The sequence below is a fragment of the Niveispirillum sp. CC-CTL257 genome (genome assembly GCF_059489915.1).
On the sequence record NZ_JCAJXE010000004.1, the window covers coordinates 382,270 to 408,963 of the forward strand.

The window sequence follows — 26,694 nt, forward strand, 5'->3', positions numbered from 1 at the left end:
TTGCATCCTCCGGTTAGTGGATGCAGCCTTAACGATACCACCCTGCCCCTGGTTCCAGGCTTACCCCGTTTGAGGCGTTGGTGTTATACGCCGGGCGTCGCGAACGAAGCCGCCACGCGGGCATTCTCGGTGATGCCGGCCCAGTCGCCATCGGCGATCTGCTTGTTGGTGGCGATCCAGGAGCCGCCGACGCCGACCACATTTTTCAGCGCCAGATAGCCAGCAACCTTATCGCGACCGATGCCGCCCGTGGGGCAGAAGCGGGCCTGCGGCAGGGGGCCGGAAAGGGCGGCGATGGTGCCGGCCCCGCCATATTGCTCCGCCGGGAACAGTTTCAGCACCTCAAACCCGTCATCCAGACGCTCCAGCACCTCGCTGGGTGTCGCGACACCGGGGATGACCGGCACGCCGCAGGCCTTCAAGGGCGCCACCAGGGCCGCCGTTGTCGCCGGGGTCACGATGAAGTCGGACCCCGCCGACATGGCGGCATCCAGGTCCGAGGGCTTCAGGATGGTGCCGGCGCCCACGATCAGGCCGGGCACGGCCCGCTTCATGGCGGTGATGGCGTCAAGGGCGGCGGGGGTGCGCAAGGTCACCTCCACCACCGACAGGCCACCTTCCTTCAGGGCCACGGCCAGGGGGGCGGCATCCTCCACCCTTTCGATGGTCAGGACCGGAATGACGGGCGAGCTTTTCAGCAGCAGGGTGAAGGCCTGGATATTCACGTCGTAGGCTCCCATCAACAGGAAAACGGCCCCGCCTGTACCGGTGGGGCCGTGATGAGTTCGGAACAGGAGATCAAGGCAATAGCGGAGGCGATCATGCATTGCCACCGGTTTCCACGCCGGGCCGCGATGCGGCCCCGTGGGGTCTCCCCCCGGGCCTGATCGAACCGGGGGAAGCAGCGCTCATCAATACTTGTACTTGGCACCCAGGAAGAACTGGCGGCCGTAATGCACATATTCTTCGGAGTTCTGGCGGGTGCTGGTACCGACCCAGCGCTCGTCGAACTCGTCAGTCAGGTTGATGGCTTCGAAGGTGACCGAGATCTGCTCGTTGATATTGTAGCTGGCCGAGAAGTCCAGGTTGAAGGTCGAGGCCTTGCCACGGATGTCGTTGGCATTGCCGGGCGAGATCTGGGTCAGATACTCGTCACGGAAGGAGCCGGAGACGCGGGCGCTGAAATCGTCGTTCTCATAGTACAGGGTGGCATTGAACGACTTGGGCGACAGGCCGACCAGCGGCTCGCGCACGGTGCGGGTGCCGACGCGATAGTCGATATCCGACGTCACATAGGTGAAGTTGGCGATACCACCGAAATCATCGAACGGCGCCGGCAGGAAGGTGAACGGCTTCTGCACGGAGATTTCGAAGCCCTTCAGCGGGCCGCCCTTGGTGTTGCCGGCGCGCGTGATGGTGAAGATGCTGTCCATCGTGTTGCCGTTGGCCAGCAGGCTTTCCGGCAGGCCGGTTTCACGGAAGGGAATGGTCTCGGAGATGTTCTGGATGTAGCTCTTGATGTCCTTATAGAACAGGCCGACCGACACCAGCGTTTCCTTCTCCGGATACCATTCGAAGGACAGATCGACGGTATTGGCGCGGATCGGGTTCAGGTAGGGGTTGCCGCTGCTCAACGTCTGGTTGGCGTTGGTGATCGAACCACCGGGCGTCAGCTGCGGCAGATCGGGACGCGACATCACCTTGGCGGCACCAAAGCGGACCAGGAAATCATCAATCGGTTCCAGCGACAGATTCAGGGCCGGCAGCGTGTCGTCATATTCACGCTCCACGGTCGCCAGCGTGGTGCCGACATAGCCGGTGGAGGACAGCTTGGTCTTCACCTGACGGATACCGACATTGCCACGGAACGGCATGCCCGCCAGTTCGGTGTTGAAATCGGCCTGAACAAAGGCGCTCAGGCTGCGTTCGCGGGCCTGACGGTTGCTGCCGATGGCACCCTGACCATCCTTGGCGACACGGAAATCGCCATACTGGTTGACGCAGTTACAGTAGAAGCCCAGCAGTTCCTCGAACTTGTCGATAGAGGGAACGATCCAGGCGGTGGGCGTACCGTTCGGGACAGCCAAATGACGACCGAAACCGGACACCAGCTCGGTCAGGCTGGCCAGATTGGTGCCTGCCGGCAGTCGCACGGCGGCCTCGGTCAGGTTGCCGGTTCCCTGGACCGGGTCCAGCGTGCCGTAGCGGCGCCATTCCTGGGTCTTGAACTTGTAATCCTTGTGGGCGAGACCAGCCTTCAGGGTCACCCAATCCTGGGCATCCCATTCAAACTCACCGCGGAAGGTCTGGAAGTCGTTATTCGTCTTGTTGGGACGAATACGGATCAGCGACTGGTCACCGACAACGGCACCGTTGCGGACCAGACGGGTCGAGGGGCTGAAAATATAATTGGCCGGATTGGTGACGTCGAAGCCGTAATTGAAGGCCGGCAGGTTCTTGTTGCCGGAATAGTCGTAGCTGTAGCCCTGGACGTTATAGGCTTCCAGCGACAGGGTCGTCTGTTCCGGGTTGTCCTGCACCGAGGAGGACCAGCCGGCGATGCCCTTGAAGCGGATCGTGTCGGTGAATTCCTGGTCCAGATTGAAGGAATATTGCAGGAATTCGGTCTGCAGGCGGTCGCGGCGCTGTTCGGTGCGGATATCGACGCCGTTGAAGGTGCCCTTGATCAGGTTGCCCAGATCATCATAGGTGGCCTGGGTGACGGTGGTGCCGCCCATGCCGCCCGCACCGGTATTGCGGCTGAAGGAGATGGCTTCCAGATACTGTTCCTGGCGCGTGCCCTTCAGATCGGCATAGAGCCCGTCCAGCGTGATGCGCGTGGTCTCGAACGGCTGGAACTGCAGGGCGGCGGTGGCACCCAGGCGTTCCTGATCATAGTCCAGGCGGCCATAGCGCGGAATGCGCGGGTGCCAGGCCGACTGTTCCGGCAAGGCACGGTTGCCCGGCGTGTTGGACGCACCACCACCACCGAACAGGAAGTTGGCGGTGGCGCTGCCATTGCCGCTGGCCGGAATGGTGCCGATCGTGTCGATGCCGCGTTCCCAACGACCCGTGGAGGAGCCTTCCTCCAGACGGTTGGTCTCCGAATAGGCGACGGAGAACAGGGCGCCGATCTTGCCGTCCGCGAACGTGTCGGAGATCAGCAGGGTGCCGCGCGGGTCCTTCGACTTGGACAGGTCGTTATAGCCGATCTTACCGGAAGCCGAGAAAACGAACTTGTTATAATCGAAGGGGCGGGCCGTCTGCAGGTCGACCGTGGCACCCAGCGAGCCTTCTTCCGTCTGTGCCGAGGTGGACTTGCGCACCGTCAGGCTGTTGAACAGTTCGGAAGCGAAAATCTGGAAGTCGAAGCCGCGACCACGGTTGGCACCGCCCGACCCGTCCTTGCCGCCCGTGGTGGCCAGCGCTTCCAGCCCGTTCAGACGCACGCGGGTGAAGGTGGAGGACAGGCCGCGCACAGTGATCGAACGGCCCTCGCCGCCATCGCGGTCGATGGAGACGCCGGGGATACGCTGCAGCGATTCGGCCAGGTTGGTGTCCGGGAACTTGCCGATATCTTCGGCATTGATGACATCGACGATGTCATTCTCGTTGCGCTTCTTGTTGATGGCGCTGGCCAGCGAGCCACGGAAGCCCGTGACGACGATTTCTTCCAGGGCATCCTGGGCCTTCGCGCCAGCCGGGATCAGGCCGGCCAGCAGGACAAGAGCAGAGGCACCGGCGAGGCGGCGGCGAATGCAGGGCGTACCCGCGAACTTCATCATTGCTTCCTTCCCCTTCAGTTCTATCGTTCTGGCCGCACCTGTCCGGCCCACTGCCGGGGGCAGAAGGTTCAGGATAGATCGAACGATTTGGGTCTTTATGCCGGTATCTGCGCCGGTTGGCGTTGACACCGGTGACAGGGCTATTAATGATCCGATCTGACACCGGTGGCAATACGTTTTTGCATTGAGATGTCCAAGTTCGTCACAGGATGTGGCACAAATCCCGCAGTAGGCGGGTTTGCAAGGTGGAAGGGAGAGACCCGATGACCGGGCGTATCGTGTGTTTCGGTGAATTGCTGATGCGGTTGACGGCACCGGGACGGGAGCTGCTGCTGCAAAGCCCGCGTCTGGACGTCACTTTCGGCGGGGCGGAAGCCAATGTCGCCGTGTCGCTGGCCCGATTCGGCTGGGACGCCGCCGTCATCTCCACCCTGCCCGACCAGGGCATCGGCGAGGCCTGCCGGGGCGAACTGCGTCGTCACGGCATCGACACGCACGGCATCCAGATGCGCCATGGCCGCATGGGGCTGTATTTCCTGACGGTCGGCGCCATGCAGCGCCCGTCGGAGATCATCTATGACCGCGCCGGGTCCGCCTTCGCGCTGACGGAAGCCACTGCCTATGACTGGCCCACGTTGCTGAAGGGCGCGGAATGGCTGCATGTCGGCGGCATCACGCCGGCCGTCAGTGAAGAGGCGGAAAAGGCCGTCGTGGCAGCGGCGGAGGCCGCGAAGGCAGCCGGCGTCAAGGTGTCCTTCGACTGTAACTACCGCGCCAAGCTGTGGGCCGACCGGGGCGGCAATGCGCCGGCGGTGTTTGCCAAACTGGCATCCTGCGCCGATCTGATGTTCGGGAATGAGCGCGACATCGCCCTGATCCTGGGTGCCGATTTTCATGCCATCCCCCTGTCGGAACGCTTCCTGGCGGCGGCGGAACTGGCGTTCAAGACCTGGCCGGGCCTGAAATGGCTGGCCTCCACCATCCGCAGCCATCATGACGTGGACCATCAGGAACTGACGGGTCGTGTCGCGGCGCGTGACCACCGGGTGCATTATTCGCGCACCTACACGCTGAACGGCATTGTTGATCGGATCGGCGGCGGCGACGCCTTTGCCGCCGGCCTGATCCATGGGCTGGACAAGGGCTGGGCCGCCGATCAGGCCATCAATTTCGCCGCCGCCGCCGCCGCCCTGAAACATTCGGTGCCGGGCGACGCCAATCTGGTGTCGGTGGCCGATGTGATGAGTCTGGTGAATGAGGAAGGGCTGGATGTGAAGCGGTGAAAAGGGCCTGCCGTTGTTCCGCGGATTACGGCTTGCGCCTAATCCGCGCTACGGTCCAGCGCCATGGGTAGCGCGGATTAGCGTAGCGTAATCCGCGGAACAACGGCACCGCCAGCCATGCGCGCCACGCAGTCTTGCCCCGGCGCGGCCCCCGGATGGCTTAAAATCCGCTGCGCAACTATATTACGTCCATCGAAAACAACGATGGAGACACATCATGCGGTACTTTTTCCTGCTTCCTATGCTGCGGCTCGGCGCTTTTTCCCGTTATGCCGCTTCGGTTGAGCAGTACCCGGCCAACCGCCGTGATTGAGGCGGAAAGGCCTGCTTCTTTTAGCAGTTCCCATTTTTCAGTCTGACCAAAAATCATCAGCTGGCCCCCGTTTTTGGACCGGCATGGTTGTCATGACAGCGCCCTGGCGGGTACCCTCGCCGGGGCGTTTTCATGTTTGGCCCAGATCAGCAGTAAGGATCGCATCATGACCCATCCCGCCGCCGAAGGCTTTTTCATGCCCGCCGAATGGGCGCCGCATGCGCGCTGCTGGATGGCATGGCCGGTGCGGGAAGAGACGTTCCCCAATGGCCTTTCCGCCGCCCGCGCCGCCTATGCCGAGGTAGCGAAGGCTATCGCGCAGTTCGAACCGGTGACCATGCTGTGCCCGGACGGGGCCCTGGCCGATGTCTCGCTGGCCTGCGGGCCGGGCGTGTCGGTGCTGCCGGTGCCCTGTTCGGACAGCTGGCTGCGCGACAATGCCCCCAGCTTTGTGGTGAACGGCAAGGGCGATGTGGCGGGCGTGCATTGGGGCTTCAACGCGTGGGGCCGGAACTATGACGATTTCCAGCTGGATCAGGAAGTCGGGCGTCTGATCCTGGAGAACCAGGGATTGAAGCGCTTTGCGGCCCCGCTGGTGATGGAAGGCGGGTCATTCCATGTCGATGGCGAAGGCACGCTTCTGACGACCGAGGAATGTCTGCTGAACCCTAACCGCAACCCGCATCTGTCGCGGGGCGAGATTGAGGCGCATCTGGCGTCGCATCTGGGTGTGCGGGAGTTCATCTGGCTGAACAAGGGCTATGAGCAGGATGAAACCGACGGCCATATCGATGAGATCGCGGCCTTTGTGAAGCCGGGCGTGGTGCTGACCATGGTCACCGATGATACGTCCGACCCGAACTATCCCGTGTTCCAGGACAATGTCGCCCGGTTGAAGGCCGCGCGCGATGCGGCGGGCCGGACGCTGGAGGTGGTGACCCTGCGCACGCCCGCACGTCAGGAACAGCATGGCGTGCGCCTGACCCTGTCCTACACGAATTTCTACATGGCCAATGGCGGCATCGTCATGCCGCTGTTCGAGGACCCGATGGATGCCGAAGCCATCAGCCTGTTCGGCAAGCTGTTCCCCGACCGCAGGATCATCCCCGTCCCGGCCCTGGACATTGTGCGCGGCGGCGGCGGCATCCATTGCATCACGCAGCAGCAGCCGGTGGGGTGATCACCCCTTCACCGACCCCGACGTGATCCCTTCGACGAAATATTTCTGCGCCAGGAAGAAGACGATCAGCGACGGCAGCAGCGCGATGGTGGACATGGCCAGGACCTCGTTCCAGGCCGTGGCCTCCGTCACGTCGATGGCCATTTTCAGGGCCAGGGCCACCGGATATTTGCCCACCGATGACAGATAGATCAGCGGATAAAGGAAGTCGTTCAGGCTCCACATGAACTGAAACAGGGCGACGGAGATGATGGCCGGCATGATCACCGGCACCACGACATGCCACAGCACCTGCAACGAGTTGCAGCCATCGATGACGGCGGCTTCCTCCATATCGGGCGGAATGCCGCGCAGGAACTGCACCACCATGAAGACGAAGAAGCCATCGGTGGCGAAGGCGCAGGGGACATAGAGCGGCAGATAGGTGTCCAGCCAGCCGAATTCCCGGAACATCAGATATTGCGGGATCAGCAGCACGCTTTTCGGCAGCAGGATGGTGGCGACCATCAGCGCGAACCATAGCTGCTTGCCCGGCATGCGGAACCGCGCGAAGCCATAGGCCACCAGCACCGAGGACACGACCGTCAACACCACCTTCGGCATGATGAAGGCGAAGCTGTTCAGCAGGTAGGTCGCGAAGCTGTATTCCGTGCCGGTGCGCCAGCCCTTCACCACCCCATCCATGGTCGGTTCCTGCGGCCAGAGGCTGACCGATCCGAAAATCTCATGATTTGGCTTGAAGCTGGCGGCCACCATCCAGAACAGGGGATAGAGCATGACCAGCCCCACCCCGATCAGCACGCCATAGCGCAGCAGGGCGCTGAAACGGGCGATCCAGGCGACGTCGCGGCGGGTGCCAGTGATCAGGCTCATTCCCCATCCTCCCGCTCATTCCCATAGAAGACCCAGTATTTGGCGGACGCAAAGGCGATGATGGTGAACAGCGCGATGATCAGGAACAAGACCCAGGACAACGCTGCCGCATAACCCACGTTGAAATATTTGAACGCCTCCTCATAGATCATCAGGGGCAGCAGGTAGGTGGATTTCAGGGGTCCGCCGCCCGTGATGATGTAGGGGCCGTTAAATTCCTGAAATGCCTGCACGATCTGCATGATGAAATTGAAGAAGATCACCGGCGTCAGCAGCGGCAGGGTGATGGTGAAGAAGATGCGGGCCTTGCCGGCCCCGTCGATGGTCGCCGCCTCATAAAGGTCGGTGGGGATGTTCTGCAACCCCGCCAGGAACACCACCATGGCCGACCCGAATTGCCACAGCCGCAGCAGCACGATGGTGAACAGGGCATAGGCCGGTTCGCCCAGCCAGTTCAACGGCTCCCCCCCCGCCCAGACCAGCACCTGATTGATCAGCCCGTCACCCGCGAAGACATAGCGCCACAGAACCGCGATGGCCACCGACCCGCCCAGGATGGAAGGCACGTAATAGGCGGTGCGGAAGAACCCGATGCCCCGCAGCTTGAAATTCAACACGAAGGCGATGAACAGGGCGAAGGCCAGTTTCAACGGCACCGTGATGAACACATAGAGGAAGGTGACGCCCAAGGAGCCGTGGAACGTGTCGTCGCCCGCCATCTGCGTGTAATTACCCAAGCCCAGGAATCGCGCCTGTTCCACCGGGTCCTGCAGCTGATAATCCGAAAAGGACAGCAGGAAGGAGGAGAGGAAGGGAAACAGGGTGAAGGTCGCCAGACCGATCAGGAAGGGTGCGATGTAAAGGTAGCCGGAGACGCGGTTGTCATACATGGGCTGGCCCTCACGCCGCCACGGCGGCGCGTGCCGCCGGCTCACCCACCGCCCTGCCCTCAGCGTCGAACAGGTGGCATTGCGCCAGCCGCACGCCGACGCGCACGCCGGTGCCGATGCGCAAGGGCACATCGCCTGTGATCTTCACGATCAGCACCCCGTCCGACAGCGACGGCATGCGCAGATGCGCCAATGTTTCCCCGCCCAGCCGTTCGACCAGATCAATGATGGCGTCAAACTCCACCGCCTGATCATCGTCCATATCCGCCGGCTTAGGACCAACGCGGAAATGTTCGGGCCGGATGCCCACCGTGACCTTGGCCCCCGGCCTCACCGCCGCGTCATGGCGGGGCAGGCGCAGGGTGGCGCCGTTCAGGCGCACACTGACACTGTCGATTTCCACCGCCTCCACAATCCCATCCATGAAATTCATGGCTGGGGAGCCGATGAAGCCGGCCACGAACAGGTTGGCGGGGTGGCGGTAAAGGTCGATGGGTGCGCCGATCTGTTCGATCCGCCCAGCATTCAGCACCACGATGCGGGTGGCGAGCGTCATCGCCTCCACCTGATCATGGGTCACATAGATCATGGTGGCGCCCAGCTTGGCATGCAGACGCGCGATTTCCACCCGCATCTGGCCGCGCAGGGCCGCATCCAGGTTGGACAGGGGTTCGTCAAACAGGAACACTTCCGGTTCGCGCACGATGCAGCGACCGATGGCGACCCGCTGCCGCTGCCCGCCCGACAGGGCCCGCGGCTTGCGGTCCAGCAATTGGGTCAGCTGCAAAATCTCCGCCGCCTTGGCGACCTTTTCCTTGATCAGCGGCTTGGGCAGGCCCGCGATCTTAAGGCCGAAACCCATATTCTCCGCCACGCTCATATGCGGATACAGCGCGTAGGATTGGAACACCATGGCGATGCCGCGTTCGGACGGATGAACCAGGGTGACATCGCGGTCACCGATCATGATCGACCCGCCGGTCGGCAGTTCCAGGCCCGACACCAGACGCAGCAAGGTGGATTTGCCACAGCCCGACGGGCCGACAAAGACCGTCAGTTCCCCTGGCGCGATTTCCAGGTCCACGCCCTTGATCACATCGACGGCGCCGAAGTTTTTCACCACCCCTTGCAGCAGTACCCGACCCTTCGCCACGCCCCCTCCCCTGCTTTTATCGGTGGTCGCCCCTTCGGCGATGACAGCCTTGGATGCCACCTGTCCTCTTGATCTATCCGGTAACCGGTGTCAGTTTCAATCAGCCAGACGCGGGACGCGCCGGAAAGGTGCCGGCTGTCCGCATGCCAAGGATGACGCCAAGATGAGTTGCGTGCAACCACCCGCACCGCTGCATGACGAGCTTCCGCCCGCCCATATCGTCGATCCCGCCGATGATGTGGCGATTGCGGTGAAGGCGCTGGAGGCCGGCACGCGGATCGAGCTGGGTGGGCACGGCGTCACCCTGCTGTCCGACATTCCGCGCGGGCACAAGTTCGCGCTGCGTCCGCTGAAGGCGGGTGATGCGGTGCGCAAATATGGCTGGCCGATTGGCGTTGCCACCGCTGGCATTGATGCCGGCGCGCATGTTCACAGCCATAATCTGGCGACCGGCCTGTCGGGCACGCTGAGTTATCAGTACGCGCCGGCGGGCACGGATGCCGCCTGGGGGGCCATGCCCGGGGCTGACCACAGCTTCATGGGATATCGCCGCGCCGATGGGCGGGTGGGCACGCGCAACGAGATCTGGATCCTGTGTACCGTCGGCTGTGTCAGCCGCACGGCGGAGCGCATCGCGACGCTGGCCAGCCAGCGCTTTGCCGGCAAGGTCGATGGGGTGGTGGCCTTCCCGCACCCGTTCGGTTGTTCACAGCTGGGCGACGATCTGGCCCATACCAAATCCATCATCGCCGCCCTGGCGCAGCATCCCAATGCCGGTGGCGTCCTGTTGCTGGGCCTGGGATGTGAGAGCAACCAGCTGGACAAGCTGTTGCGCGACGCGCCCGGCATCGACCGGTCACGCCTGCGCGCCTTCACGGCCCAGGCCAGCAGTGACGAGGTGGAGGATGGGATCAACGCGGTGGCCGAACTGGTGGAGATCGCGGCGGGCGACGTGCGGGTCCCCTGCCCCGCATCCGATCTGGTCATCGGCCTTAAATGCGGCGGGTCGGATGGATTCAGCGGCCTGACGGCCAACCCGCTGGTGGGCCGCATGGCCGACCGGGTGACGGCGGCGGGCGGCAGCGCCATCCTGACCGAGATCCCGGAGATTTTCGGGGCGGAGGAACTTCTGATGCGCCGGGCCGTTGATCAAACGGTGTTTGACGGCGTCGTCAACGTGGTCAATGGCTTCAAGCAATATTTCCTGGACCACAACCAGCCCGTCTATGAGAACCCATCCCCCGGCAACATTGCCGGCGGCATCACGACGCTGGAGGAGAAGTCGCTGGGTGCCGTGCAGAAGGGGGGCCGCGCGCCCCTGTGCGATGTCATCGCCTACGGTCAGATGCGCCGTGTGAAGGGCCTGACCCTGCTGGAAGCGCCCGGCAATGATGGCGTATCCTCCACGGCGTTGACGGCGGCGGGGGCGACGGTGATCCTGTTCACCACGGGGCGTGGCACGCCGCTGGGCTTCCCGGCACCGACCCTGAAGATCGCGTCCAACAGCGCGCTGGCCCGGCAGAAACCGAACTGGATCGATTTCGATGCGGGCCTGGCCCTGACCGATGCCGGACTGGACGGGGCCGCCGATGCGATGTGGTCCCTGATCCTGGACACGGCATCGGGCAAGGAAACCCGCGCGGAAAAGAACGGCCAGCGTGAAATCGCCATCTGGAAGAACGGAGTGACCCTGTAATGCCGACCCTGTCCACCGCCAATCTGGACCTGCTGCACGCCGATGTGGCCCGTCCTGCCTATGACCGTGACGCGGCCGGCATCGGTGTGGTGCATTTCGGCCCCGGCGCCTTCTTCCGCGCGCATCAGGCCTTTTTCTTCGATGAGGCGCTGGCACAGGGCGGCAACTGGGCCATCTGCGCCGCCGCCCTGCGCAGCACCGATGTGCGCGATGCCCTGCGGCCCCAGGATAATCTCTATATCCTGGCGGAGTTGGAGCGGGAGACGCGGTATCGGGTGATCGGATCGATCAAGGAGACGCTGGCCGGTCCGGGCGACCGTGCGGCCCTGCTGGACCGGCTCGCCAACCCCGAGACCGCCATCGTCACCATGACGGTGACGGAGAAGGGATATTGCCTGAAGGGCGATGGCAGCCTTGATTTCGACCATGCCGACATTGCCCATGACGTGGCGGAGCCGCTGAACCCCGTCAGCCTGATCGGCCATCTGGTCGAGGGCTTGCGCCGCCGGTTCAAGGCGCGGACCAAGCCCTTCACCGTGATCTCCTGCGATAACCTTGTCGATAACGGCCATAAGCTGGGCCGCGCCGTGGCGGCCCTGGCCGAACGGCAAGATGCGGCGCTGGCGGCCTGGATCCGTGATCAGGTCGCCTTCCCGCGCACCATGGTGGACAGCATCACGCCGGCCACCGACGACGCGCTGCGCACCCGCGTGGCTGGCGAGACGGGACTGTCGGACAATTGGCCGATCCAGCGGGAACGGTTCACGCAATGGGTGATCGAGGATAAGTTCTGCAATATCCGCCCGGATTTCGCGTCCATCGGCGTCACGCTGACCAGCGATGTCAGCGCCTATGACCGCGCCAAGCTGCGCCTCTTGAACGGGCCACATTCGACACTGGCCTATCTGGGGTCCCTGGCGGGGTATGAAACCGTAGCCGAGGCGATGCTTGATGCCGATCTGGCCGGGTTTGTCCACCGTCTGATGCTGGACGATATAAGCCCGACACTCAGCCCGGATGCCGGGATCGATTACCCCGCCTATATTGATGCCATCCTGGCCCGCTTCGCCAATCCCGGCATCCGGCATCTCCTGTCGCAGATTGCCTGGGACGGGTCGGCCAAGCTGCCCTTCCGCCTGTTCGGCACCATCGCCGAACGGCTGGCGGCGGGGGCGGCGGTCGATAATCTGGCCCTGCCCGTGGCGGCCTGGATGCATTTCATTCGGGGCAAGGTGGCCGATGGCACCAAACTGACCGATCCGCTGTCCGAGGCGCTGTTGACCATCGGGCGGGGTTGCACCGGCGACGCGCACCGCGATGTCTGCGGCTTCTTCGCGCTGTCACAGGTGTTTCCGGCCACGCTGACGGGCAATGCCGCCTTCCGGTCCGCGCTGGAACGGGCCTACGGCCTGCTGGATGGCGGGGTGAAGGCTGCGTTAAGGGATATCTGATCCGGCAAGGGTCAGCCCAGCCAGCGCGGACCGCAGACGGGGCACCGCGAAATCGACAAAGGCCCGCACCTTGGGCAGTGCCAGCCGCCCCTCCGGTGTCAGCAGATGCACCGGCAAGGGCGGCGGCTCGGCCTCCGGCAGCAGGATGCGCAACTGTCCCGCCCGCACCGCCGCCGCGACATGGGAGGAATAGAGACGGGCGATGCCAAAACCGGCGATGGCGGCATCCACCACGCCCTCCACCCCGATGATCGACAGTTGCGGCGTGATCTGCACCACCCGGGGGGCACCGCCGGGCTGTGCCGGACCGAAGGTCCAGCTTTCCCGGCCCTGCTGTTCCAAGGCGATCAGCCGGTGCTGCGGCAGATCCGACAGGCTGGTCAGCCGTGGTGCCTTCGCCAAATATGAAGGTGCTGCGCAGAGTACGCGCCGTACCTCGCCGACGCGCACGGCTATCAGGGAACTGTCGGGCAGGTGCGCAAAGCGCAGGCCGACATCGATCCCCTCCTCCACCAAACTGACAGGCCGGTCCAGCAACAGAAGCCGGGCGCGGACCTGCGGATGCCGGTCCAAAAACTCCTCAAGCAGCGGACGCACCAGCATGCGCCCGCTGGTCAGCGGAGCCGTGATGGTCAACATGCCGCGCGGGGCCGTCCGTTCCCCCGCCGCCGTCAGGTCCGCCTCCTCCAGATCGGTCAGGATGCGGCGGCAGGCGGCGGCGTACCGCTCCCCCGCCTCTGACAGGCGCAAGGACCGCGTTGTCCGGTGCAGAAGCGGCGTGCCCACATGCCCCTCCAGCAGGGCCACAGCCCGGCTAATGGCAGAGGGCGAATGACCCAGCCGGCGGCCCGCCGCCGCCAGGCTGCCCTCCTCCAGCGCGGTCACAAAGACCCGCATCGCATCGATCCGGTCCATTCCAGCCCATCCTTATTATGCCGATAATCGGCAGATTATCTTTCACATGCCGGGCATTCTGCCGGCTTTGGATGCGTTGTACAAATCCCCATCACGCGCGCCGACGGCGCGGCGTCCTGAAGATGGAGATTGGATTGTGGATACGGAGCGCAAAGTCGCGCTGATCACAGGCGCATCACAAGGGATCGGGGCCGCCCTGGTCCAGGCCTATCTGGCCAAGGGATGGAATGTTGTTGCCAATTCCCGGTCCATCGGTCCGGGCAATGGCGGCACGCTGCTGACCGTCGCTGGCGACATCGCCGACAAGGCGGTGGCACAGCAATTGACCCAGACGGCGCTGGACGCGTTCGGGCGGGTCGACAGTTTGGTCAATAATGCCGGCATCTTCATTCCCAATGCCTTCACCGATTACAGCGAGGCGGATTTCCGCACCCTGATCGACCTGAACCTGTTCGGGTTCTTCCATGCCACACAGGCGGCGGTGCGGCCCATGCTGCGCCAGAGGACGGGTCATATCGTCAATATCACCACCTCTCTGGTCAGCCAGCCGATGAAGCAGGTGCCATCCGCCCTGCAATCCCTGACCAAAGGCGGGCTGAACGCCGTCACGAAATCGCTGGCGCTGGAATATGCCGACAAGGGCGTGCGGGTAAACGCAGTCTCTCCCGGCCTGATCAAGACACCGATGCACGCGCCGGACAGTCACGATTTCCTGGCAAGCCTTCACCCCATGGGTCGCATGGGTGAGGTCGCGGATATCACGGATGCCGTCCTGTACCTGGAAACTGCCGGGTTCGTGACGGGCGAGGTGCTGCATGTCGATGGCGGCACCCACACCGGGCACTGGTAAACAGGAGGTCGATATGCCCTATGTCAATGTGAAGATCACCCGCGAAGGCGGCACCACGGCAGCACAAAAGGCCACCATCATCAAGGAGATGACGGATGTCCTGGTCCGTGTCCTGAACAAGAGCCCAGCCACCACCTTTGTCGTCATCGACGAGGTGGAGATGGCGGATTGGGGTATCGGCGGCCTGCCCGTGACGGAATTCCGACAGCAGCAGAAGGCCGGCGGACAAGGGTGACGCACACCCGTCTCGCAACCGCAAGATCACTGTCAGAAATCTGTCAGCGATGGTTGCTAGCATAGGCCGGTTATCCCCTGACCGGCCCATGCCATGCATATCGCCCTGTTCCTGCATTCCCTTAGTACCGGCGGTGCCCAGCGGCGCAGCATCATGCTGGCCAATGGGCTGGCGGCGCGGGGGCATCGGGTCGATCTGGTCACCGCCATTGATGGCGGGCCGCAGGTTGGTCTGGTGGCGGGCACGGTCATGCGCCTGCCGCTGGCGGCGGGCGAAGGTCGGGCGGTGGCCAGTGGTGGGGCACGGTCGGGCGATCTGATCCAGGCGGTGCGGCCCCTGTCCCGCTATCTACGGGATCATCGGCCCGAGATGCTGGTTGGCATGGCCAATCATGCGGTGATCCCGACCATCCTCGCCCATGGGCTGGCCGGGCGGCGGGAGACATCCCTGATCCTGCGCGCCAGCAACCATCTGTCGCGGCGGCGGGATGGCGGGGCCAGCCTGCACCGTGCGGCAGAGGCCCTGCTGTGGCGGCGGGCGGATGGGGTGCTGGCCGTGTCCGACGATGTCGCCCGCGATGTGGTGCGTACCACGGGGATCGCGGGGGAGCGGGTGTTTTCGGTGCCCAGCCCTATCCTGCCCGACCGGTTGCCGGGCCTGACCCCGGAGCGTGATGGCGCGGGCGGTCCGCTGCGTATCCTGTCCATGGGCCGGTTCGTGCGGCAGAAGGGGTTCGATACGCTGCTGCGGGCCTTTGCCCTGCTGCGCGCGCGTGCGGATGCTCACCTGATCCTGGCGGGCGACGGGCCGGACCGTGCCGCCCTAGCGGCGCTGGCGCGAGAATTGGGGATCGAGGGGCAGGTCAGTTTCCCCGGTCTTGTGACCGACCCGTTCGCGCAGATGGCGGCGGCGGACTTGTTCGTACTGTCATCCCGCTGGGAAGGGATGCCGGGCGTGCTGGTGGAGGCGATGGCCATGGGCTGCCCGGTCATCTCCACCGATTGTCCCGGCGGTTCGCGTGAATTGCTGCGCCATGGGGCACTGGGTCCGCTGGTGCCGGTCGATGATGCAGCGGCCCTGGCCGATGGCATGGACGCGGCCCTGTCCCACCCGGTGGCGGCATCTATCCTGCGCGACCGGGTGCGTGGTTTCACCGTGGCGGGAGCCACGGCAGCATATGAACAGGCGCTGCTGGCCCTGGCGGGACGCCCGTCGAGCATCGCGGGTCAACCCCAGCCCACGCCCCCGCGTCTGGCGGCCTGAGGGTGGATCAGACCCGGTTGATCCTGGCCTATTGGCTGCTGCTTGGCTTGCTGCTGACCGGCTTCGTGCTGGGGCGGGGTTACAACCATGATGAGGAACAGTTCCTGGCCGCCGCCGTGCTGGCCATGGATCAGGTTCCGTACCGCGACTTTGTCTATCTGCAACCACCGGCCTATCCGGCCTTGCTGTCCGGCCTGTTCCGGCTGCTGGGTTTGACCGAGGGTTATTTCCTGGTCGCAAGGCTGGTCAATCTAGGTTTCACCCTGGCAGCGCTGGCCGCCCTCTGGTGCTTCGCCCGGCGACAGGCGGGGGAGACTTGGCCGGCACTGGCCGTCACCCTGCTGTTCGCCACCAGCACCGCGATCCAGCCCGCCATCGACAGTATGCGCAATGACATGGCCCCCTGTGCCCTGGCGCTCTGGGCGGTCGTCCTGCTGCTCTGGGAGGGAGAACGCCCGAGGCCCAGGCAGGCCCTGACCGCGCTGGCGGGCCTGCTGCTGGCCGGGGCGGTGGGCATGAAACTGTCCTACGCATTCGCCCCTTTCCTGCTGATCCTGTGGCTGTGCTGGCGGGGACGGGCGTTGCTGCCCGGCCTGATCCTTGGCGGGGCTTTGGGTGGGGCGCTGCTGCTGCCCTGGCCGCTGATTGGGTGGAACGGGTTTGTGGAGGGGGTGTTCACCTATCACCGTGTCACACCGGCCCTTTGGCATGCCGAAGCGGGCCTGAGCGATTGGTTCGGGGTGGAATATCTAGCGGAATTCCTGAACCGGCGGGTCTTCACCGATGCGGTACTGGCGGGCCTGCTGTTCGTGGTCACAGCCTGGGCGCTGGGCCGGCGCGATGCGGGGATACGGGCGGCGATGCGGGACCGGCAGATGGGGGTGCTGGCCGCTCTGATGCTGGGGGCGCTGATCTTCGGGCTGCTGCCCCGCCCGCCCTATATCCAGTATTTCATGCCCTTCGCTGCCTTCACCCTGCTGGCCGTGGCGGCGGTCTGGCCCGCCCTGAAGGCCATGGGACGGGTACGGGGGGCCTTACTGACGTCGGTGGTGCTGCTGGGTGCCCTGCCCGGCATGCTGGTCCTTCTGGCCAATGCACCCCGGCTGTTACAGCCGGAAAAGTGGATGGTCAGCCGGATTGCGATGGCGGGGGACAGCATCCGGGCCGCCATGCAGGGTGCGAATGTGACCGGCCCCGTCGCCACCCTGTCGCCCATTCCCGTTCTGGAGGCGGGGCTGGATATTTATCCAGAGCTGTCAACCGGCCCCTTCTTCTACCGCACCGCCGACCGGTACAGCACGGAACGGCTTGGGGCGCTGAACAGCGTCGGGCGGCGGGACCTTCCCGCCCTGCTGGCGGCAAGGCCACCGACCGCCATCCTGATCGGACGGGAAAGCCAGACGCTGGAACAGCCGCTTCTGGATTATGCCATGGTCCACGGCTTTGTGGAAAAGCCGGTGCGCGGGGTGCGGGGATTGCGGCTGTTCATTGCCGCCCCCCGCTGACGCCAAGTTCAGCCCTTAGCCTCTGGTTCCGCCGCCAGTGGCGCTTCCTGCAACTTCGCCGCCGCTTCCGCCAGTTCCTTGTACCGGCGGGCGGAGAAGGGGATGGAGGCGATATAGATCAGCCCCACCACCGACAGCGTCATCCAGGGCGCACTGACCAGGGCGGCGGCGGTCGCCCCCACCCCCAGCAGCACGAACACGACATAACGCTGCGGGATGCGCAGGCCCTTCATGGAGAAGGTGGGAACGGCGCTGATCATCAGGCCCGCCACCGCCACGGTCCAGGGGGCGACGATCCAGGGACTGTCGAACCAGCCCGGCCCCGCCTCCAACGTCGCGATCAGCGGCAGCAGCGCCAGGAACGCCCCCGCCGGGGCCGGGACGCCGGTGAAGTAATTATAGGCAAAGGCCGGCTTTTCCGCCGCCGCCCCCAGCATGGTGTTGAACCGCGCCAGACGCAGGGCGGCACAGACACCCATCAACAGAGCCGCCATCCAGCCCAGGGTGCGGGCATCATCCAGCGACCAGAGATACAGGATCATGGCCGGGGCCACGCCGAAGCTGACCACGTCGGACAGGCTGTCCAGTTCCTCGCCAAACTTGCTCTGGGCGTTCAGCATGCGGGCGATGCGCCCGTCCAGCATGTCGAACAGGGCACCGACGGCGATGGCGATCACCGCCTCCTGCCACTTGCCCTCCATGGCGAATCGGATGCCCGTCATGCCCGATGCCAGGTTCAGCATCGTCAGCATGTTAGGCAGCATATTGTTGATGGACAGGCCCTTCAGGCGCGGCGGCCGCAGCCGCCGGACCCGGTGCCGGTGACCCGCGCGGGGCGGGTTCTCCTCCGGCGGCATCAGCGGACCTCGCCCTCGCGCTGTTCCTCGGTGCTGTTCAGATCGGCCAGCACGGTTTCGCCGGCGATCATCTTCTGGCCCACAACGACCTGCGGATGCACGCCATCGGGCAGGTAAATGTCGCAGCGGCTGCCGAAACGGATCAGGCCATAGCGTTCGCCGGCCTTCAGCGACTGCCCCGGTGCCACCCACCAGATGATGCGGCGGGCCACCAGACCGGCGATCTGCACAAAGGCGATCTCGCGCCCGTCGGGCAATCCTAAGCGGATGGACATCCGCTCATTCTCTTCGCTGGCTTTGTCCAGGTCGGCATTCAGGAACTTGCCGGGCTTGTATTCCGCCGCCTTGATGACGCCATCGGTGGGGCAGCGGTTCACATGCACGTCAAAGACGTTCAGGAACACGGAGATGCGGGTCAGCTTCTCCTCACCCATGCCCAGCTCCGCCGGCGGCGCGACCTTGGTGATCAAGGTGACGCGGCCATCGGCGGGGGAGACGACAAGGCCGGGCTTGGTCGGCGTCACGCGGTCGGGATCGCGGAAGAAATAGACGCACCAGGCGGTCAGGACCAGCCCGATCCAGCCCAGCGCCGGGGAGATGGTGGCCAGCAGGGCCGAGACCACGGCGAACAGGGCGATAAAAGGCCAGCCGGCCTTGTTGATCGGGACGATGACGGTTTTCAGCGCGGACATATCTTTCGCGGCTACCCGCTAATGGTGGACCCAAGATACCCATACTAGACAGTCGGGACCCGGATTTGAAGCGCCATGGTCAAACTCCTGGGACAGAGCCAATTTCCGTCCCATTGGGATAGGCTTTGGGGCGTATTGACCGTAACGGGCGGGCGGGCAACAGTCACGATAGTCGTGATGGTAGGGAGGTTTTACACGTGCCAATCCGTGTGGCCCCGTTGCTGGCCGTTGTTGCCCTTCTGTCCCTGGGCGGTTGCGGTTCCGCGCCAAGGCCGGCGGCGCTGGTCGAGCGCCCGCCCGACAGCCGCTTTGTGGCAAACCTGCCCGACGGCCCCATCACCCCACCCGCCGAACCGGAATCCGCAGCCGCCGCGTTGGCGGAGGCCAAGGCCGGGTCCAACACCCGTGTCGATCCCCCTGCACAGCTTGCTCTTTGGCAAAAGGCTGCGGCTGCGGGCAGCCCCGAAGGACGGTATCAGTTTGCCACCATGCTGTCCTTTGGTGCCGCCGGACCGGACAAGGTCGGTGACGGGTTCGACATGCTGTTGGATCTGGCAAAGCAGGGCCACGGTCAGGCGGCCATGTCACTGTGGCGGCTCTCCAAGCTGTCCCGGTCAGGCAATCTGAACCAGCATGCGCCTTACTGGTTCAACATCGCCCGGCGGTCAGGCGACGCCACGGCAGTGGAAGTCTATGACAAACTGCTGGCCGAATACCGCGCCAAGGGCGAACTGCCGCCCAGTACGGGCACCGGCGATTATTTCAACAATCCCATCGTCTTCACCCCACCTGTGGACCTCATGGAGGGAGGACTACCGCTGGAAGCAAAGGTGGTCTCAGTGCTCTATCCGGGCTGGGAGCTCGTGGGCAGTGCCTTTGCCCAGCAAGACGGCAAGAGTATAGAGACGCTGGTGCTGGAAAATGTCGAGGCGCAGCGGGTGAAGGTTTATTTTGATATCACGGCCTGGAGGGGTGTGCAGGGGATGTAGCGCGGATTAGCGAAGCGTAATCCGGGGGCCAACGTCAGCGGGGTTTCCGCGGATTACGCTTCGCTAATCCGCGCTACACAAGTCATGGCGGTCCCGCTATAGCATCGCCCCATGCCTGACTTCCCCGCCCTTCCCATTGATGATGCCCTGCCGGCGCTGCTGTCGGCCCTGTCCGCTGGTACGACCGCCGTGCTGCAGGCCCCGCCGGGGGCCGGCAAGACGACGCGGGTGCCGCTGGCCTTGCTGGACCAGCCCTGGGCCGCCCATGGCCGCATCATTATGCTGGAACCCCGCCGTCTGGCCGCACGCGGTGCCGCGCGGCGGATGGCGCAGATGCTGGGGGAGGAGGTGGGGCAGACGGTCGGGTATCGGGTGCGCATGGATGCCCGCGTGTCGGCGGCCACCCGGATCGAGGTGGTGACGGAGGGGATTTTCCTGCGCCGCCTGCAGTCCGACCCGTCGCTGGACGGTGTGTCGGCGGTGCTGTTTGACGAGTTTCATGAACGCAGCCTGGATGCCGATCTGGCGCTGGCCTTCTGCCTGCAGACGCGCGACTTGCTGCGTGATGATCTGCGGCTGGTGGTGATGTCGGCGACCCTGGATGGCGGGCCGGTGGCAGCCCTGCTGGGTGGCGCGCCGCTGGTGACGTCGGAGGGGCGGGCCTTTCCCGTGGAAACCCGTTGGGTGGAGCCGGGGCCGAATGACCGGCCGGACGAGCATATGGCCCGCACGATCCGCCGGGCGCTGGCTGATGAAGATGGCTCCGTCCTGGCCTTTCTGCCCGGCAGCGGGGAAATCCGGCGGGTGGAGAGGCTGCTGGCCGAAGGCCCCCTGCCCGCCAATGTCCTGCTGACCCCGCTTTATGGCGATATGAGCCTGGAGGCGCAGGATATTGCCATCCGCCCGGCCCCGGCGGGTCAGCGCAAGGTGGTGCTGTCCACCAGCATTGCCGAAACCAGCCTGACCATCGAGGGTATCCGCATCGTCATCGACAGCGGCCTGTCGCGCCTTCAGCGCTTTGACCCGCGCAGCGGCATGGGCCGGTTGGAAACCGTGAAATCATCGCGCGCGTCGGCGGATCAGCGGCGGGGCCGCGCCGGGCGTCTGTCGGCGGGTGTCTGTTACCGGCTGTGGTCAGAGGCCAGCGACCGTGCCCTGATCCCCTTCACCGCTGCCGAGATCACGCGCGCCGACCTGACGCCGCTGGCGTTGGAGCTGGCGCAATGGGGGATTGTCGATGCCGATGAACTATCCTGGCTGGACAGTCCACCCGCCGCGACCCTGACCCAGGCGCGCAAGCTGCTGCAACAGCTGGGTGCCATCGATGACGCCTTGCGCATCACGGCCCATGGCAAGGCCATGGCGGGCCTGGGTGTGCATCCACGACTGGCGCATCTGGTGCTGCGCGGTAAGGAACTGGGCCGCACGCGGCTGGCCTGCCGCATCGCGGCCCTGATCGGGGAGCGGGATATTCTGCGCGGCGGCGGGCGGCGGGATGCCGACCTGCGCACCCGGCTGGAGTTTCTGGACGAGCGCGGGCGTGGCGGCGATGTGGATCGCGGTGCCCTGCATCAGGCACTGGAACAGGCGCGACAGCTGGAACGGCAGGTGGGCGGGCCGGCGAGGACCGTGGATCATGAGGATGCCGGCCTTCTGCTGGCACTGGCCTATCCGGACCGGATCGGGCAAAGGCGGGCGGGGGCGGCGGGACAGTTCCGCCTGTCGGGTGGGCGCGGGGCCATGTTGGACCCGACCGATGCGCTGGCCGCTGCCGATCTGCTGGCGGTGGCCGATCTGGATGGTCAGGGGCGTGATGCCCGCATCTTCCTGGCCGCACCGGTCACGCAAAGCGCCCTGGAAGAAGCCTTTGCCGACGTCATCCGGGCCGAGACGGAAGTGGTGTGGGACGGTCGCGAACAGATCGTACAGGCCCGCCGCCGCCGTCGGCTGTTTGAATTGTCGCTGAAGGATGAACCGCTGACCAACCCGCCCGCCGATCTGGTCCTGCCGGCCATGCTGGAGGGGGTGCGTTCCATGGGGCTTGCCTGCCTGCCCTGGAGCAAGGAGCTGGAGGGATGGCGGCGGCGGGTGGCGTTTCTGCACCGGGCATCGCCTGACCGCTGGCCCGATCTGTCTGATGAGGGGCTGTTGGCAACCCTGGAGGAGTGGCTGGCACCGTACCTGTCCGGTGTCACGCGGCGGTCGCATCTGGACCGGGTGGACCTGCATTCGGCCCTGACCGGCATCCTGGACTGGAACCAGCGGCAGGCCATGGATGCGGAAATCCCCACCCATCTGACGGTGCCGACCGGCAACCGTATCCCCATTGATTATTCGGGTGAGGAACCTGTGCTGGCGGTGCGGTTGCAGGAACTATTCGGGCTGGCGGAGACGCCGCGACTGGGCGGCGGGCGCATTCCCGTGCTGCTGCATCTTCTATCGCCTGCGCACAGGCCGGTGCAGGTGACCCGCGATCTGGCCGGGTTCTGGTCCGGATCGTACAAGGATGTGAAGAAGGAACTGGCCGGGCGTTACCCGCGCCATTACTGGCCCGACGATCCCCTGATTGCCGAACCGACGGCCCGAGCCAAGCGGCGCGGCACCTGAAGCCATGCGCAACGCGGCCAGCGCCACAGCCTATCCGCGATGAAATGGATGTTGTGATCCCGAAAAGGAGGCGTAGCCTAATTTTCAGTGCCCTCAAACGCCGGGCGGGCGCATCCGCGCCCTTGGCTTGACGCCGCATGTGCGGCGGTCCGGCAGTCGCCGGCCTCCAATCCGCCTAAAGGCGGATTGGTATTAAATAGCGGTGATGGAGGTTCCCCTTGCGTTGGACCATCCGTGTGAAACTCATCGCTGTCGGCGTGATCGCCTTTGTCGGGCTGTCCACCCTGGCCGCCACCTTCTTCATTGTTGACCGGGTATCGGTGCAGAAATCGGCCATTTCCGATCAGGCCCAGGCCTATCTGAAGCTGGTGCACAAGGCAGGCGCACTGGCCACGGAAATGAGCCTTGTCGCCATGGATGTGATCGTCGACAAGGATGATGGTGCCGTCGCTCCCGACCGGGCCAAGTCCATGCGCGAGGGGCTGGATGAGCTGGCAGCCCTGACTGCGAGATTATCAGCGGCGGCCATGACGGCGGAGAAGCCGCACACCGCCAAGGCCGTGGCGGATACCGCCGCCCTGACCCAAGCCATGCGCGATGGGTTGGTGAAGGCGGTGGAGGGACGCGCCGACGACGCCCGCTTTGCCGAACTGGATGATTTGATTGACGGGCTGGCCGAAGCCATCAAGACCGAACTGGACGCTGTCGATGCCATGGTGACGGCGCGCGCCGACCGGGCGGAAGCGGAACGCCGCGACTGGATGGCGAAATCGCGGATGGTGGCAGGGGCAGCCTATGGCCTGACCTTGCTGGTGATGATCACCATCCTGGCCCTGGTGGGCCGCGCCATCATCGGGCCGATCCGGGGGCTGACCGACGTGATGGGCCGTCTGGCGGCGGGGGACACGGCGGTCACCCTACCGACCTGCAACAATGGCGATGAATTGACAGCGATGGTGGCGGCCACCGGCCATTTCCGCGACGTCGCCATCGCCAATGCCAGCCTGGAGGAAAAGAATGCCGCTGCGGCAGCGGAGGCCGAAACGGCGCGGCAGTGCGCCCTGGAAGGCGTGGCGGACGCCATCGACCGGCAGGTGCAGAGCGCCGTTCAGGCCATAGTAGAGGGCATCGGCAAGGTCCATGCCTTGACCCGCGTGATGGCGGAGAAGGCGCGGGAAACCACCGAATCCTCCAGCGCCATCGCCAGCGCCACCCAGGACGCGGCCAGCAATGTGCAGTCGGTGGCGGGGGCCGCCGAGGAACTGGGCATTGCCAGCGCCGAAATCGCGCGGCAGGTCAGCACCGCCACCCGTGTCACCCAGGCCGCCGTGAACGAGGCTGATACCGCCCGCCAGGTGATGAACGGCCTTTCCACCGCCGCCGGCCAGATCGGCGCGGTGGTCGCCCTGATCAGCGATATCGCATCGCAGACCAACCTTCTGGCCCTGAACGCCACCATCGAGGCGGCGCGGGCCGGGGAGGCCGGCAAGGGCTTTGCCGTGGTGGCCGGCGAGGTGAAAAGTCTGGCCGGGCAGACGGCGCGGGCGACCGACGAAATCACCCGCCAGATCGCCTCCTTGTCACAGACCGTGGCGGACGCGGTGGCCGCCATCGGTCGCATCGCCAGCACCATTGAGGCGGTGAATGGCAATGCCGCCGCCATCGCCAGCGCCGTGGAGGAACAGGCGGCCACCATCGCCGGCGTCTCCGACAATACCTCACAGGCGGCCAGCGCCTCGCGCGCCGTGTCAGACCGGGTCAGCGGCATTTCTGACGGGGCCAGCGCCGCCCTGGACAGCGCCGCCAGCATTGAACGCTGGACCCAAGATTTGGTGAAACAGGCGGGTGATCTGGCCCGGCAGGTTGAGCATTTCGCCGTGGATATCAGACGGACAGCGACGGGCAAGGGGTAGACCTACTCAGGTTTTTCTGGAACATTCGGCGAACATCCTGTAGCGTCGCCGCCATGATCGGACCGGATATCGACCGCCTTATTCAATTGCTGGCCAAGCTGCCCGGCCTGGGCCCCAGGTCGGCGCGGCGCGTGGCCCTGCACCTGATCAAGCGGCGCGACAGTCTGATGGCACCCCTGGGGGAGGCGCTGGCGGCGGCGGCATCGTCGATCCGCACCTGTTCGGTCTGCGGCAATCTGGACAGCCACGATCCCTGCACCATCTGCGCCGATCATCACCGCGACTCGGGCACGCTTTGTGTGGTGGAGGATGTCGGCGACCTCTGGGCGCTGGAGCGCACGGGGGCGTTCCGGGGCCGTTACCATGTGTTGGGCGGTACTTTGTCGGCGCTGGACGGGATTGGGCCGGATGATCTTGCCATCCCTGGCCTGCTGGAGCGCGCCAGCCGACCGGAGGTGCAGGAGGTGATCCTGGCGCTGAACGCCACCGTCGGCGGACAGACAACGGCCCATTACCTGTCCGACCGGCTGGCCCCTTGCGGGGTGCGTCTGTCGCGGCTGGCCCATGGTGTGCCGGTGGGCGGAGAGCTGGATTATCTGGACGATGGCACCCTGACAGCGGCGCTCCGGTCACGCCGCAGCCTGTGACATCGCCATCTTAAGTTCGAAGCCAGCGACGGGTGCATACCGCCGATATTGGTGGGCAACATACATCCGTCTGATATGTAAACTGCCCATGAACAAGGCAGGTGAGACCGGTGTCACGGGACGCCCCCTACTTTGGTCCCATACAAATGATCTTAACGGTTTCGAGATTTATCTGTTGCAAGCTGTCCAGGCGTGGTTAGGCTACGCACCTGAGACAGGGTGCCGCAGGGGTACCGCTATCGAGGGTCCCCGGACGGGTATCGTTCGGGGATGGGTTCAAAGGTTTGAGCGCCGTCCGACGTGGGGACGGTCGCTTGGTTGAAAGGGGACGTTCACAGTGCTCTATCACCTGTATGATCTTCAGCATGCCGCCCTGACGCCCCTGCGCCTGATGGCGGAGGCCACGCAGCAGACCTTCCAGAACCCGTTCCTTCCCGCCTCCTACACCAAGGTCGGTCGCGCCGTCGCGGCGGGCGCGGAGTTGATCAACCGGACCACGCGCCGCTGGGGCAAGCCGGATTTCGGCCTGCCGACCACGCGCATCAATGGCCGCGACGTCGCCGTGACCGAACAGGTCGTTCTGGAAAAGCCGTTCGGCAATCTGGTGAATTTCGCCCGCGCCATTCCGCGCGATGATCCCAAGCTGCTGCTGGTTGCCCCGATGTCGGGCCATTATGCGACCCTGCTGCGCGGGACCGTCCAGGCGCTGCTGCCCAATCACGACGTCTATATCACCGACTGGCACGACGCCAAACTGGTGCCGCTGTCCAAGGGTCGTTTCGACCTGGAGGATTACATGGACTATGTGATGGATTTCATCCGTCACTTAGGCCCCAACACGCATGTCATGGCCGTGTGTCAGCCGGCGGTGCCGACGCTGGCCGCCGTCGCCCTGATGGCGCAGTTGGATGATCCGTGCCAGCCCGCCTCCATGACCCTGATGGGCGGCCCCATCGACACCGCCGCCGCCCCGACCGTGGTCACGCAGCTGGCCGTGGATAAGGATATCGGCTGGTTTGAGCGCAATGTCGTCACGACCGTGCCCTTCTATTATCCGGGTGCGCTGCGTCAGGTCTATCCGGGCTTTGTGCAGCTGACGGGCTTCATGTCCATGAACCTGGACCGCCATGTCGGCGAACATATGAAACTGTTCCGCCATCTGGTACGCGGCGACGGGGAGAGTGCGGAGGCCCACCGCAAATTCTATGACGAATATCTGTCCGTCATGGATTTGACGGCGGAGTTCTACCTGCAGACCGTCAATCAGGTGTTCCAGGAACGCGCCCTGCCCAATGGCCGCATGAAGTGGCGCGGCATGACCGTCGATCCGTCGGCCATCGAGAAGACGGCCCTGCTGACGGTGGAAGGCGAGTTGGACGATATCTCCGCCCCCGGTCAGACCATCGCCGCCCATACGCTGTGCAAGAACATCCCCGAGGCCAAGAAGCACAACCACCTGCAAAAGGCGGTCGGCCATTATGGTATTTTCAACGGCCGCAAATGGCGCGAAGATATCGAGCCGCGTGTGCGCCGCTTCATCCTGGAAAATGACGCGGTGCGCGCCGGGCGGAAGACCACCGCCGCGGCCTGAGTGACG

22 protein-coding genes are annotated in these 26,694 nt (G+C 64.8%); 13 read left to right on the forward strand and 9 right to left on the reverse strand.

What is annotated here, in order from left to right:
* Positions 1–83: 83 nt before the first annotated feature.
* Together eda and ABC729_RS22300 are read right to left on the reverse strand one after the other, a co-directional pair.
* On the reverse strand, positions 84–827 hold the full coding sequence (gene eda / locus ABC729_RS22295; RefSeq protein WP_495609808.1) for a bifunctional 4-hydroxy-2-oxoglutarate aldolase/2-dehydro-3-deoxy-phosphogluconate aldolase: 744 nt from the start codon (positions 825–827) through the stop codon (positions 84–86).
* 84 nt (positions 828–911) lie between these two features.
* Entirely contained in the window at positions 912–3,785 is a 2,874-nt protein-coding gene (locus ABC729_RS22300; protein WP_495609809.1) for a TonB-dependent receptor, read from the reverse strand.
* A gap of 263 nt (positions 3,786–4,048) precedes the next feature.
* On the opposite strand from ABC729_RS22300, the gene ABC729_RS22305 reads away from it, so the two are divergent.
* Positions 4,049–5,068, forward strand: a complete 1,020-nt coding sequence (locus ABC729_RS22305; RefSeq protein ID WP_495609810.1) for a PfkB family carbohydrate kinase — start codon at positions 4,049–4,051, stop codon at positions 5,066–5,068.
* Between the two features lie 178 nt (positions 5,069–5,246).
* Here the strand turns inward: ABC729_RS22305 and ABC729_RS22310 are convergent, their stop codons facing one another.
* Positions 5,247–5,438 (reverse strand): hypothetical protein, encoded by a 192-nt coding sequence (locus ABC729_RS22310; RefSeq protein ID WP_495609811.1) that lies wholly within the window; start codon positions 5,436–5,438, stop codon positions 5,247–5,249.
* A gap of 109 nt (positions 5,439–5,547) precedes the next feature.
* Between ABC729_RS22310 and ABC729_RS22315 the strand changes: the two genes are divergently transcribed.
* Positions 5,548–6,561, forward strand: a complete 1,014-nt coding sequence (locus ABC729_RS22315) for an agmatine deiminase family protein (RefSeq protein WP_495609812.1) — start codon at positions 5,548–5,550, stop codon at positions 6,559–6,561.
* On the opposite strand, the gene ABC729_RS22320 is transcribed toward ABC729_RS22315, so the two are convergent.
* Genes ABC729_RS22320 through ABC729_RS22330 form a run of 3 tightly spaced genes read right to left on the reverse strand, consistent with a single transcriptional unit; the run spans position 6,562 to position 9,477 of the window.
* Positions 6,562–7,434 (reverse strand): carbohydrate ABC transporter permease, encoded by an 873-nt coding sequence (locus tag ABC729_RS22320; RefSeq protein WP_495609813.1) that lies wholly within the window; start codon positions 7,432–7,434, stop codon positions 6,562–6,564. It abuts the gene before it with no gap.
* Complete coding sequence (locus tag ABC729_RS22325; protein ID WP_495609814.1) at positions 7,431–8,324, reverse strand: carbohydrate ABC transporter permease; 894 nt, start codon at positions 8,322–8,324, stop codon at positions 7,431–7,433. The genes ABC729_RS22320 and ABC729_RS22325 overlap by 4 nt, the downstream gene beginning before the upstream one ends.
* A gap of 10 nt (positions 8,325–8,334) precedes the next feature.
* Positions 8,335–9,477: an ABC transporter ATP-binding protein gene (locus ABC729_RS22330; protein ID WP_495609815.1), complete on the reverse strand. Its 1,143-nt coding sequence runs from the start codon at positions 9,475–9,477 to the stop codon at positions 8,335–8,337.
* 163 nt (positions 9,478–9,640) lie between these two features.
* Here ABC729_RS22330 and ABC729_RS22335 point away from each other — a divergent pair, with 163 nt between their 5' ends.
* Positions 9,641–11,173, forward strand: coding sequence for a UxaA family hydrolase (locus tag ABC729_RS22335; protein ID WP_495609816.1), 1,533 nt, complete (start codon positions 9,641–9,643; stop codon positions 11,171–11,173).
* Positions 11,173–12,624 carry a mannitol dehydrogenase family protein gene (locus ABC729_RS22340; protein WP_495609817.1) on the forward strand — a complete coding sequence of 484 codons (1,452 nt, stop codon included), beginning with the start codon at positions 11,173–11,175 and terminating at the stop codon, positions 12,622–12,624. Before ABC729_RS22335 ends, ABC729_RS22340 begins: the two co-directional genes overlap by 1 nt.
* Here the strand turns inward: ABC729_RS22340 and ABC729_RS22345 are convergent.
* A complete protein-coding gene (locus ABC729_RS22345; RefSeq protein WP_495609818.1) occupies positions 12,610–13,539 on the reverse strand; it encodes a LysR family transcriptional regulator in 930 nt (309 codons plus the stop codon). The two genes, ABC729_RS22340 and ABC729_RS22345, sit on opposite strands and share 15 nt — an antisense overlap.
* Positions 13,540–13,675: 136 nt before the next feature.
* Here ABC729_RS22345 and ABC729_RS22350 point away from each other — a divergent pair, with 136 nt between their 5' ends.
* The 4 genes from ABC729_RS22350 (at position 13,676) to ABC729_RS22365 (ending at position 17,392) form a co-directional block, all read left to right on the forward strand.
* On the forward strand, positions 13,676–14,389 hold the full coding sequence (locus ABC729_RS22350) for an SDR family NAD(P)-dependent oxidoreductase (RefSeq protein WP_495609819.1): 714 nt from the start codon (positions 13,676–13,678) through the stop codon (positions 14,387–14,389).
* Between the two features lie 13 nt (positions 14,390–14,402).
* Complete coding sequence (locus ABC729_RS22355) at positions 14,403–14,624, forward strand: tautomerase family protein (protein ID WP_495609820.1); 222 nt, start codon at positions 14,403–14,405, stop codon at positions 14,622–14,624.
* Between the two features lie 93 nt (positions 14,625–14,717).
* The gene (locus ABC729_RS22360) at positions 14,718–15,887 is read left to right on the forward strand and encodes a glycosyltransferase (protein ID WP_495609821.1); all 1,170 of its coding nucleotides are present in this window, start codon (positions 14,718–14,720) and stop codon (positions 15,885–15,887) included.
* A gap of 2 nt (positions 15,888–15,889) precedes the next feature.
* The gene (locus ABC729_RS22365; protein ID WP_495609822.1) at positions 15,890–17,392 is read left to right on the forward strand and encodes a hypothetical protein; all 1,503 of its coding nucleotides are present in this window, start codon (positions 15,890–15,892) and stop codon (positions 17,390–17,392) included.
* A gap of 8 nt (positions 17,393–17,400) precedes the next feature.
* Here ABC729_RS22365 and pssA read toward each other — a convergent pair whose 3' ends face one another.
* A complete protein-coding gene (gene pssA / locus ABC729_RS22370; protein ID WP_495609823.1) occupies positions 17,401–18,249 on the reverse strand; it encodes a CDP-diacylglycerol--serine O-phosphatidyltransferase in 849 nt (282 codons plus the stop codon).
* Positions 18,249–18,941, reverse strand: a complete 693-nt coding sequence (locus tag ABC729_RS22375; protein ID WP_495609824.1) for a phosphatidylserine decarboxylase — start codon at positions 18,939–18,941, stop codon at positions 18,249–18,251. Before ABC729_RS22375 ends, pssA begins: the two co-directional genes overlap by 1 nt.
* A gap of 197 nt (positions 18,942–19,138) precedes the next feature.
* On the opposite strand from ABC729_RS22375, the gene ABC729_RS22380 reads away from it, so the two are divergent.
* The 5 genes from ABC729_RS22380 to ABC729_RS22400 all read left to right on the forward strand — a co-directional run bounded on the left by ABC729_RS22380 (position 19,139) and on the right by ABC729_RS22400 (position 26,688).
* A complete protein-coding gene (locus tag ABC729_RS22380; protein ID WP_495609825.1) occupies positions 19,139–19,930 on the forward strand; it encodes an SEL1-like repeat protein in 792 nt (263 codons plus the stop codon).
* 111 nt (positions 19,931–20,041) lie between these two features.
* A complete protein-coding gene (gene hrpB / locus ABC729_RS22385; protein WP_495609826.1) occupies positions 20,042–22,537 on the forward strand; it encodes an ATP-dependent helicase HrpB in 2,496 nt (831 codons plus the stop codon).
* A 218-nt stretch (positions 22,538–22,755) separates the two neighbouring features.
* Positions 22,756–24,450: a methyl-accepting chemotaxis protein gene (locus ABC729_RS22390; RefSeq protein WP_495609827.1), complete on the forward strand. Its 1,695-nt coding sequence runs from the start codon at positions 22,756–22,758 to the stop codon at positions 24,448–24,450.
* Positions 24,451–24,503: 53 nt separating this feature from the next.
* On the forward strand, positions 24,504–25,097 hold the full coding sequence (gene recR, locus ABC729_RS22395) for a recombination mediator RecR (RefSeq protein WP_495609828.1): 594 nt from the start codon (positions 24,504–24,506) through the stop codon (positions 25,095–25,097).
* A gap of 337 nt (positions 25,098–25,434) precedes the next feature.
* Entirely contained in the window at positions 25,435–26,688 is a 1,254-nt protein-coding gene (locus tag ABC729_RS22400; RefSeq protein ID WP_495609829.1) for a polyhydroxyalkanoate depolymerase, read from the forward strand.
* Positions 26,689–26,694: the final 6 nt, after the last annotated feature.